We start from the raw sequence: 8,466 nt of genomic DNA on the forward strand, positions 1-8,466 counted from the left end.
CGTGGGAGCGGGCTTGCCCCGCGATGCTGATAAACGAGGGAAGTATAAGAGCCGCAGGCACAAAGGCCAGCTTTGCTACAATCGCGCATCACGAAAAGTCGAGGTGCACATGAGCGAGCCGATTCGTCTGACACAGTACAGCCACGGCGCTGGCTGTGGCTGCAAGATTTCTCCCAAGGTCCTGGATGTGATCCTCGCCGAGAGCGGCACCCAGGCCCTCGACCCAAAACTCTGGGTCGGCAACGCCTCGCGCGACGACGCCGCCGTCTACGCCCTGGATGACGAGCGTGGCGTGGTCTCGACCACCGACTTCTTCATGCCCATCGTCGACGACCCGTACGACTTCGGCCGCATTGCCGCCACCAACGCCATCAGCGACATCTACGCCATGGGCGGTGACCCGCTGATGGCCATCGCCATCCTCGGCTGGCCGGTCAACGTGCTGCCGCCGGAAGTCGCCCGCGAGGTGATCCGCGGCGGCCGCGCCGTGTGCGCCGAAGCGGGCATCCCGCTGGCCGGCGGCCACTCCATCGACGCCCCCGAGCCGATCTTCGGCCTGGCCGTGACCGGCGTGGTGAGCAAGCGCCACCTCAAGCGCAACGACACCGCCAGCGTCGGCTGCCGCCTGTACCTGACCAAGCCGCTGGGCATCGGCATTCTCACCACCGCCGAGAAGAAGGCCAAGCTGCGCGAGCAGGACCAGGGCCTGGCCCGCGACTGGATGTGCACCCTCAACACCCCGGGCAGCCGCTTCGGCAAGCTCGACGGCGTGCAGGCGATGACTGACGTCACCGGTTTCGGCCTGCTCGGCCACCTGGTCGAAGTCGCCGAAGGCAGCGGCCTCACCGCCCGCCTGCAGTTCGCTGCCGTGCCGCGCCTGCCAAGCGTCGAGCATTACCTGGCCGAAGGCTGCATCCCCGGCGGCACCCTGCGCAACTTCGACAGCTACGGGCACAAGATCGGCGCGTTGAGCGACGAGCAGAAGCACCTGCTGTGCGACCCGCAGACCAGCGGCGGCCTGCTGGTGGCGGTCACCCCGCAGGGCGAGACGGAATTCCTCGCCGTGGCGCGGGAACTCGGGCTCGAGCTGGCGCCGATCGGCGAGCTGGTCGAGCGACAGAGCCACGCAGTCGAGGTGATCTGATGCGCCCCGACTGCACCGAGCTGAAACAGCTGTTCCTCGACGACGTGCCGATGATGGACATGCGCGCGCCGATCGAATTCACCAAGGGCGCCTTCCCCGGCGCCGTCAACCTGCCGCTGATGAACGACCAGGAGCGGCAGAAGGTCGGCACCTGCTACAAGCAGCAGGGCCAGGCCGCCGCCATCGCCCTGGGCCATCAGTTGGTCAACGGCGCGCTCAAGCAGCAGCGCCTGGAAGCCTGGGCCGCGTTCACCCAGGTCCATCCCGACGGCTACCTCTATTGTTTCCGTGGCGGTCTGCGCTCGCAGATCGTCCAGGGCTGGCTCAAGGACGCCGGCATCCAGTATCCGAAGGTGGTGGGCGGCTACAAGGCCATGCGCACCCTGCTGATGGATACCACGCTGCAGGCGGTGCAGCAGTGCGAGTTCGTCCTGCTGGGCGGACTGACCGGCACCGGCAAGACCGATGTGCTGCACCAGCTGGACAACGTGCTCGACCTCGAAGGCCACGCCAACCACCGCGGCTCCAGCTTCGGCAAGCGCGCCACGGCGCAGCCGGCGCAGATCGATTTCGAGAACGCGCTGGCCATCGACATCCTCAAGAAACGCGAGCGTGGCACCGGCCAGTTCGTGCTCGAGGACGAAGGCCGCGTGGTCGGCAGCTGCGCGGTGCCGCTGGAGCTGTACCAGGGCATGCAGCGCTATCCGCTGGTGTGGCTTGAAGACAGCTTCGAGCATCGCGTGGAACGCATCCTGCGCGACTACGTGATCAACCTGTGCGCCGAATACATCGCCGTGCACGGTGCAGAGGCTGGCGGCCCACTGTTCGCCGAGCGCATGCGCCAGAGCATGGCCAACATCCACAAGCGCCTGGGCGGCGAACGCTTCCAGCGGCTGTCGACGTTGCTCGACCAGGCGCTGGAGGAGCAGTTGCGCAGTGGTGACGTGAGCCTGCACCGAGGGTGGATCGAAGGGCTGCTCAAGGAGTACTACGACCCGATGTACGCCTACCAGCGTGAGGCCAAGGCACAGCGGATCGAGTTCGCCGGAGACGGCGTGGAGGTGCGCGAGTACCTGAAGGCCCGGGCACGACGCGCGCACCGCAGCGCCTGAAGCTCGGGCAAGACCGCTCCAATGGAACTGCAAATGACTGATTGATTTTCCAGGGACCTGTGGGAGCGGCTTTAGCCGCGAACACCGGCGAAGCCGGTGCCAGGCACCGCGTTGGATTCTTCGCGGGTAAACCCGCTCCCACAGTCGCGCAGGGAGCTGACTTCGCGGGTAGTCCGCGCACCCTGTGGGAGCGGGCTTGCCCCGCGAACACCGGCAAAGCCGGTGCCATACCCCGCTTGACTAGCCCACCAAAGGACCACTGCACTTCGCGTCAATGCTTGTACAACTTGAACTCACGATCTATCCAGATCACATGGAAGATCCGCCCGCTGCGATACCCCACCATCGCCACCAGATCGAAAGCCCTGAACGCCAGCAACCGAACATCCTCGGTGAGAAATGAAGGCAACACAGCCCTGATACTGCCGCGTGAAATCGTCTCCGTGCCATAACCGTGTCGATCGAGCTGGCGGATCTCTCGCCACGTGCGTTGGCTGATCTGGCGCAGTCGCTCGAGCATCCGCGCCCGCTCCGCCTGCTGGCAATCCTGGATGCACCAACCTGATTGCAGGTACTCCAGTGAGAACACTGGTGGGCGCAGGTCCGAATCGTCAGCCTCGCCTGCCGCTTGGCGTGTCCTGACCTGATTTCCCTGGGCGTCTCGCTCCTTGAGTCGCTTGCGTACCATTGCTCAGTTCACCAGGTGGTTCCTGAAGTAGCGCTGCATTTCGTCCCGGGGAATTTCCCGGCTGAAAGCGCCCTCCTGATAATTGTCCCGCCAGGGGTCTTCTTCATGGGTCAGTTGGCGGAGCTTCCACGCCGAATACTGCCCATAAACCTCGAAGACCTCCTTGATCAGACGGGCCTGCTCCCGGGAAAAGCAGGTCGGCTCGAACACGGCAGGCACCGGAATCGGGTTCGAGCCGTGCTGGCTGAACCGGCGGTAGAGGTCGGGCACCACCGGGCCATGCATCCAGGCCTCGATTCGCTCTTCGAACAACGGCCCGCCCAGCAAGACCAAGCTGAAGCCCTGCGCGTAATAAACCAGCTTCTGCAGCTTCAGGTTCGAGATTTCACCCGCCTCGCCTTCCAGCGTGAGGAAGTAGTTGGCGACATCGGTGCTGTCAGGCATGTGCTCCTCCCTTGGTGAACAAGCTGTCCATGAGCTGTACAAAAATACAGCCATCAAGGTCGCGGCGATACCCTTCAGCCGACCAGATCAACCACCAATCTGTAAGCTGATGCTGCGCTACTGCCCCGGACTGAGCACACGCTCCAGCTCCGCCGCCCGGTCCTTGCTCATGTCCATCTCGCACATCGCGCCTTCGATGCGGTAGATGCTGCCGTTGCTCAACTTGCCGTGGAACGCGCAGTTGCCGTCGCGGTACTTCATCCAGGTACGCTGGACTTCGCGCAGGTCCTTCTGCTGCTGGCTGTCGAGCTTGGCCATCAACTGCTTGTAGACCCGGTTCAGCCGGTCATCCTGTAGCTGGGTCTCGGCCTGGATACAGGCGCCCATGGCCAAGGTGCTGGAGGCCTTGTCCATGCACTGGGTGTAGGTGGGCGAATAGTCTTCGGCCTGGGCAGCGGTCGCGATCAGCAGGGCGGCAACGCCGGGCAGGTAACGCTTGAACATGGGCATTCCTTCTCGCTTAGGGTCTTGGCACAGCCTAGTGTCCTGTCTTGGAAATACGTTCTCTTTTGGCGAGTGGCTTGGGTGTTCGGGCAAGGCGCCGCGACGAGTCATAGCAGGGCTATGGCGAGGAGTGGCAACGCAGGCCGGGCGCCCAAGACGCCGCCAAAAGTGAACAGCTTATTTCCGAGACAGGACACTAGCACCCTGCCACGCTTTCGTTCACGCACAGCGCCTGGATCCGCGCCCGCAGCCAGCGGTGCCCGGCATCGCCGTCACGCCGCGAATGCCAGGCCTGGGCGAAGGCGAACGGCGAGATCGCCAGGGGCGGCGCGAACTGGCGCAGCGCCGGGTCCAGCCGGGCACCGGCGAGGCTGCGCCGGGCCACGGTGAGCACCAGATCGGTCCCGGCAATGAGGCTTTGGGCCACACCCCAATGCGGCAGGGTCAAGGCGATGCGCCGACGTGCGCCCAAGCTGGCCAGGGCCTGGTCGATCTCGTTGTCGATGCCGGGGCGTACCGCCACCAGCACATGGGGCCGCGCCAGCCACGGGTCGAGCGCCAGGCCGCCACGGGGCGGCAGGCTGGCGCGGTCGGCCAGGCAGACGAAGGACTCCTCGAACAGCACCTGCTGGGCCATTTCCGTCGGCAGCTCCGGGAACACGCCCAGCGCCAGGTCCGCCTCGCCGTCGATCAACTGGCCGAGCATCGCCTCACGGCTGCCCTGGGACACCACCAGGTCAATGCCCGGCGCTTCGCGCCGCAGCAGGCGCATCAGCGCTGGCAGCACCACGCGGGCGCCGTAGTCGGACATGGCCAGGCGAAAGGTACGCCGTACCCGCGCCGGCTCGAAGCCCGGCGTGCCGAGCAATCCGTCGAGTTGCTGCAACGCCTCCTGCAACGGCGCTTGCAAGGCCTCGGCACGGGCTGTCAGTTGCAGGCGGCCACCGCGTCGCACCAGCAGCGGGTCCGCGAAGAGCTCGCGCAACTGCGCCAGGGCATGGCTGACCGCCGGCTGGCTGCGATGCAGGCGCAGTGCCGCCCGGGAGACATGTTGCTCGCTGAGCAAGGCGTGCAAGGTCAGCAGCAGGTTCAGGTCGATGCGGCGCAAATCATCCATGGTACGAATACAGCCTGTGCGAAGTTCGAATTTCCATCATTGAAATGCATGATCGAGACTAAGGCCAGTGTTCTTATCTGGAGTAGACACCATGCCCGCCAGCCTCTTCGCCGCCCTCCCCTTGCTCATCGCCCTCCTTGCAGGCGCCGCCGTGCCGTTCCAGGCGGGCAGCAACGCCGCGCTCGGGCGCCTGCTCGGCCATCCGCTGTGGGCCGCCGGGGTGTCGTTGCTGGTCAGCCTGCTGATGCTGGTGCCGGCCCTGCTGCTGATGCGCGCGCCGCTGCCGCAGCTGCAGCAGCTGGCCCATGCGCCCTGGTGGGCCTGGTTCGGTGGGGTCGCCGGGGTGCTGTACATCACCGCCGCGCTGGTGCTGACGCCGCGCCTGGGGGCAGCCGGGTTCATCGTCTGCGTGGTGGCGGGGCAGGTACTGTCGTCGCTGCTGATCGACCAGTTTGGCTTGATGGGGTTGCCGGAGCGGCCGGTGAACCTGTTGCGGTTGGCGGGGGTGGGGATGATCGTGATCGGGATGATCGTGGTGCAGTGGGGAACGGTGCGTTGAGGGCCATCAAGTGCCCGCCGCTCGCCTTGCAGCGAACACTTGGTGGCCCTCACTCGGTCAACAATCCTCGCACCCAAAGACCTTGAAAGAGCTGGCATTGAGGGCCTTGTCGCAGGGCAATCCATCACAAGCTGCGCGGCTGCTCCGGCGGCACGATCACCTTGTGCGGCTCGAAGCGCAGCGAGGGCATCTGCGTACCGGCATACAGCGCCACGCTCAGGGCAGCGATCAGCGCCACATCGAGCCAACCCCAGCCCGGCACATCCGCCGCCGAGCGCGCCTTCCAGCACCACCACAGCTGCCCCAGGCAGAACACCAGGATCGCCAGCAGCCACAGGTAGAAGCCCGCGCCGAATCCGGTCACATCCTGGAAGGCGTAGCTCTGGTTGTCCGGCAAGCGGCTGATGGCAAAACTGCTGGCCGCCAGGTACAGCGCCACCAGCCCGCACACCAGCGCCAGACGGCGGAACCGGCGGTGGGCGAGAACCGCCAGTGCCAGCAGCGGATTGGCGAACCACTGGTACAGGCCGAAGGCGATGCCCCAGGGGCCGTAGAGCAGCATCTGCAGCGCCGGCACATGCCGGCCGGCGCCGGTCAGGGCACCGTCGAAGGCCAGGCTCAGCAGGTACAGGGCCAGGCTGGTGGTCAGGTAGAAAGCGGGCAAGTCAGGTACCTGGAGAAAACGGGACAAGCTGCGACCTTAACCCAGCCCCTGTCGACTTTCCAAACCCATCCGGGCCGCACAGCATCAGCGTGTCGCAGCCTGCTCCGGCAACTCGTCGGCGCCGCTCGGCTGGACGCGCAGGCTCGGCATCTGCGTCCCGGCGTAGATCGTCGCCACCAGCACCGTGATCAACACACCATCGAACCAGCGCCAGCCCGGCACATCCGCCGCCGAACGCACCTTGCGGCACCACCAGGCCTGCCCGACGCAGAACAGCAGGATCGCCAGTGTCCATAGATAGTAACCGGCGCCAAAACCCGTCAGGGGCAGGAAGTTATAGCTGCGGTTGTCCGGCACCCGTTCGATGCCAAGGCAACTGAGCGCCAGGCCCAGCGCGATCACCCCGGCTGCAAGCGCCAGCCGGCGAAAGCGCCGATGGGCGAGCAGCGCCAGGCCCAGCAGCGGATTGGCAAACCACTGGTACTGCCCGAAGGCAATGCCCCAAGGGCCCATGAGCAGTATCTGCAAAGCAGGCATATGCCCATCGACGCCCATCAGGATGCCGTCGAAACACAGGCATAGCAGGAACAGCAGCAAGGTGAACGTCACATATAAAACAGGCAAAACACGGGCTCCATCCATCAATAAAAGACTCGTCCATGACACCCTCGGGTATCAGGCCACAGGCGGTTCCAGCAGCAGCCCGTACAGCCCCGAGTCAGACAGCTCACCCGCTACGCACCAGCGGGCCCGCAGCGTCCCCTCCAGGACGAAGCCCTGGCGCTCGAGGGTGCGCGCCGAGCCCTGGTTGCGCGGGTCGATTTCCGCCTCCAGGCGACGCAGGTGCAGGGTGTGGGCGAGGTAGTCGATGAAGCAGGTCAGCGCCTCGTCCATGTAGCCCCGCCCTTGGGCCGACTTGGCCAGGCAGTAGCCGATCTCGCCACGGCGCGAGCCCTCCTCGAGGTTGAACAGCTGGACCATGCCGATCAGCTCGCCGTTGTCGCGGCGGTACATGCCCAGTTTGAGCAACTGGCCGGCGGCATAGGCTTCGCGGTCGGCGGCCAGGGCGCTTTCGGCCTCGGCCAGGGTCTGCCAGGGGGCGTGGTACCAGTAACGCATCACTTCCGGGTCGGCCATGATGGTCAGCCACTGCTGCGCGTCGCCATGGCGCATGGGGCGCAGCTGCAGGCGTGGGCTTTCAAGGCACAGGTCGCTGGGGAAACTGCGGGGGTCGGGCACGCCGGGACTCCTGTCCGGTGGTGGGGAGATGACAGTCTAACGACAGTGGCCCGGTCTGGCATCCCTGGGGCCGCTCTCATGGAACAAAACACAATTCCTTGATTTGACTGGGGCAGCGTGGGAGCGGGCTTGCCCCGCGATCACCGGCGTAGCCGGTGCCAAACGCCGCATCGCGGGGCAAGCCCGCTCCCACGCTGGAACTCTGTTACCTGCGCGACAGAGTAGCCCGAAGGGCTGGGCGATCTCCTACAGGAAACAGCAACTCCGGGTAGGAGCGGCCTTATGCCGCGAAAGGGCTGCGCAGCAGCCCCCCGTTCACCGCGCTCGGTTCAACCCCAACTCCATGTCATCGATCAGTCCCTTGGCCAGACCGCTGAGAATCCGCGCCGCACTGGCGGCCATGAGGTCCCCTTCCATCTCCGCCTCGGTAGTGAAATGCGCCACGCAGCCGAGCAGCACCGACAGGTCGCTGAAGGCGTGATCGAACGGGATGCCGGGCTGGATGCAGAAGATCTCGAGGCAGGTGGTCTTGCCCTGGGTCGGGCCGGGCTTGAAGTCGTCGCTCATACCGGCGCCCCCTTGGCCCGGGCGTGGCGGACCAGCGAGATGACCAGTTGGCCGAGGATCTCGACGCTGTCCATCATCACGTCGAGGCGCTCGTCGCGCTGGCAGACGGTGTAGGCGTGGACGGTGTCGCTGAGGGTATGCATCAGCTTGTTGGCGTGGGCCATGGCTTCCTCGGGGTCGAGGTCGCTGATGATGGTGACGAAGGGGATTGGGTAGGGTGGGTCGGGTACAAGTTTTTTCATGGTTACTCCTCGAAATTGAAATCCAGGAACAACCACCTCGATCCTTCTCACAGATTAGGGTGGCAGTCGTACGCATGGTGAGAAGCCCGTGTGTAACCATGAATCCACGGTCAGGCCAAAGCCTGCACGCGCACGACCGCCATTGACGGAATCGACATGGTTCACACAACGGGCTTCTCACACCCG

Annotated in this window: 12 protein-coding genes; 3 read left to right on the forward strand and 9 right to left on the reverse strand. The window is 65.3% G+C overall.

The window, feature by feature from the left end:
- Positions 1-109: 109 nt before the first annotated feature.
- Together selD and mnmH are read left to right on the forward strand one after the other, a co-directional pair.
- The gene (selD, locus tag POF53_RS01525) at positions 110-1,144 is read left to right on the forward strand and encodes a selenide, water dikinase SelD (RefSeq protein WP_203647933.1); all 1,035 of its coding nucleotides are present in this window, start codon (positions 110-112) and stop codon (positions 1,142-1,144) included.
- Positions 1,144-2,256 carry a tRNA 2-selenouridine(34) synthase MnmH gene (gene mnmH, locus POF53_RS01530; RefSeq protein WP_232854689.1) on the forward strand — a complete coding sequence of 371 codons (1,113 nt, stop codon included), beginning with the start codon at positions 1,144-1,146 and terminating at the stop codon, positions 2,254-2,256. The genes selD and mnmH overlap by 1 nt, the downstream gene beginning before the upstream one ends.
- 271 nt (positions 2,257-2,527) lie before the next feature.
- Here mnmH and POF53_RS01535 read toward each other — a convergent pair whose 3' ends face one another.
- The 4 genes from POF53_RS01535 to POF53_RS01550 all read right to left on the reverse strand — a co-directional run bounded on the left by POF53_RS01535 (position 2,528) and on the right by POF53_RS01550 (position 5,009).
- Positions 2,528-2,944 carry a hypothetical protein gene (locus POF53_RS01535; protein WP_203647935.1) on the reverse strand — a complete coding sequence of 139 codons (417 nt, stop codon included), beginning with the start codon at positions 2,942-2,944 and terminating at the stop codon, positions 2,528-2,530.
- Between the two features lie 3 nt (positions 2,945-2,947).
- Positions 2,948-3,388, reverse strand: coding sequence for a Panacea domain-containing protein (locus tag POF53_RS01540; protein WP_203647936.1), 441 nt, complete (start codon positions 3,386-3,388; stop codon positions 2,948-2,950).
- A gap of 117 nt (positions 3,389-3,505) precedes the next feature.
- Positions 3,506-3,892 (reverse strand): lysozyme inhibitor LprI family protein, encoded by a 387-nt coding sequence (locus POF53_RS01545; protein WP_062575096.1) that lies wholly within the window; start codon positions 3,890-3,892, stop codon positions 3,506-3,508.
- 196 nt (positions 3,893-4,088) lie between these two features.
- Positions 4,089-5,009, reverse strand: coding sequence for a LysR family transcriptional regulator (locus POF53_RS01550; protein WP_203647937.1), 921 nt, complete (start codon positions 5,007-5,009; stop codon positions 4,089-4,091).
- A 91-nt stretch (positions 5,010-5,100) separates the two neighbouring features.
- Between POF53_RS01550 and POF53_RS01555 the strand changes: the two genes are divergently transcribed.
- On the forward strand, positions 5,101-5,568 hold the full coding sequence (locus tag POF53_RS01555; RefSeq protein ID WP_498966072.1) for a DMT family transporter: 468 nt from the start codon (positions 5,101-5,103) through the stop codon (positions 5,566-5,568).
- 124 nt (positions 5,569-5,692) lie between these two features.
- On the opposite strand, the gene POF53_RS01560 is transcribed toward POF53_RS01555, so the two are convergent.
- The 5 genes from POF53_RS01560 to POF53_RS01580 form a co-directional block, all read right to left on the reverse strand.
- Positions 5,693-6,232: a hypothetical protein gene (locus POF53_RS01560; RefSeq protein ID WP_498966074.1), complete on the reverse strand. Its 540-nt coding sequence runs from the start codon at positions 6,230-6,232 to the stop codon at positions 5,693-5,695.
- Between the two features lie 84 nt (positions 6,233-6,316).
- Positions 6,317-6,856: a hypothetical protein gene (locus tag POF53_RS01565; protein WP_110736792.1), complete on the reverse strand. Its 540-nt coding sequence runs from the start codon at positions 6,854-6,856 to the stop codon at positions 6,317-6,319.
- Between the two features lie 51 nt (positions 6,857-6,907).
- Positions 6,908-7,471 carry a GNAT family N-acetyltransferase gene (locus POF53_RS01570; RefSeq protein WP_110604401.1) on the reverse strand — a complete coding sequence of 188 codons (564 nt, stop codon included), beginning with the start codon at positions 7,469-7,471 and terminating at the stop codon, positions 6,908-6,910.
- A gap of 315 nt (positions 7,472-7,786) precedes the next feature.
- Positions 7,787-8,038: a DUF3077 domain-containing protein gene (locus tag POF53_RS01575; protein WP_050703802.1), complete on the reverse strand. Its 252-nt coding sequence runs from the start codon at positions 8,036-8,038 to the stop codon at positions 7,787-7,789.
- Positions 8,035-8,280: a hypothetical protein gene (locus tag POF53_RS01580; RefSeq protein WP_050703801.1), complete on the reverse strand. Its 246-nt coding sequence runs from the start codon at positions 8,278-8,280 to the stop codon at positions 8,035-8,037. Before POF53_RS01580 ends, POF53_RS01575 begins: the two co-directional genes overlap by 4 nt.
- Between the last annotated feature and the right edge of the window lie 186 nt (positions 8,281-8,466).

Source organism: Mitsuaria sp. RG (genome assembly GCF_028369275.1).
In the GTDB taxonomy this organism is placed as follows: domain Bacteria; phylum Pseudomonadota; class Gammaproteobacteria; order Pseudomonadales; family Pseudomonadaceae; genus Aquipseudomonas; species Aquipseudomonas peradeniyensis.

Coding starts and splice junctions, on each gene's coding strand:
- selD (WP_203647933.1), top strand. CDS start 110: ATGAGCGAGCCGATTCGTCTGACACAGTACAGCCACGGCGCTGGCTGT.
- mnmH (WP_232854689.1), top strand. CDS start 1,144: ATGCGCCCCGACTGCACCGAGCTGAAACAGCTGTTCCTCGACGACGTG.
- POF53_RS01535 (WP_203647935.1), bottom strand. CDS start 2,944: ATGGTACGCAAGCGACTCAAGGAGCGAGACGCCCAGGGAAATCAGGTC.
- POF53_RS01540 (WP_203647936.1), bottom strand. CDS start 3,388: ATGCCTGACAGCACCGATGTCGCCAACTACTTCCTCACGCTGGAAGGC.
- POF53_RS01545 (WP_062575096.1), bottom strand. CDS start 3,892: ATGTTCAAGCGTTACCTGCCCGGCGTTGCCGCCCTGCTGATCGCGACC.
- POF53_RS01550 (WP_203647937.1), bottom strand. CDS start 5,009: ATGGATGATTTGCGCCGCATCGACCTGAACCTGCTGCTGACCTTGCAC.
- POF53_RS01555 (WP_498966072.1), top strand. CDS start 5,101: ATGCCCGCCAGCCTCTTCGCCGCCCTCCCCTTGCTCATCGCCCTCCTT.
- POF53_RS01575 (WP_050703802.1), bottom strand. CDS start 8,038: ATGAGCGACGACTTCAAGCCCGGCCCGACCCAGGGCAAGACCACCTGC.
- POF53_RS01580 (WP_050703801.1), bottom strand. CDS start 8,280: ATGAAAAAACTTGTACCCGACCCACCCTACCCAATCCCCTTCGTCACC.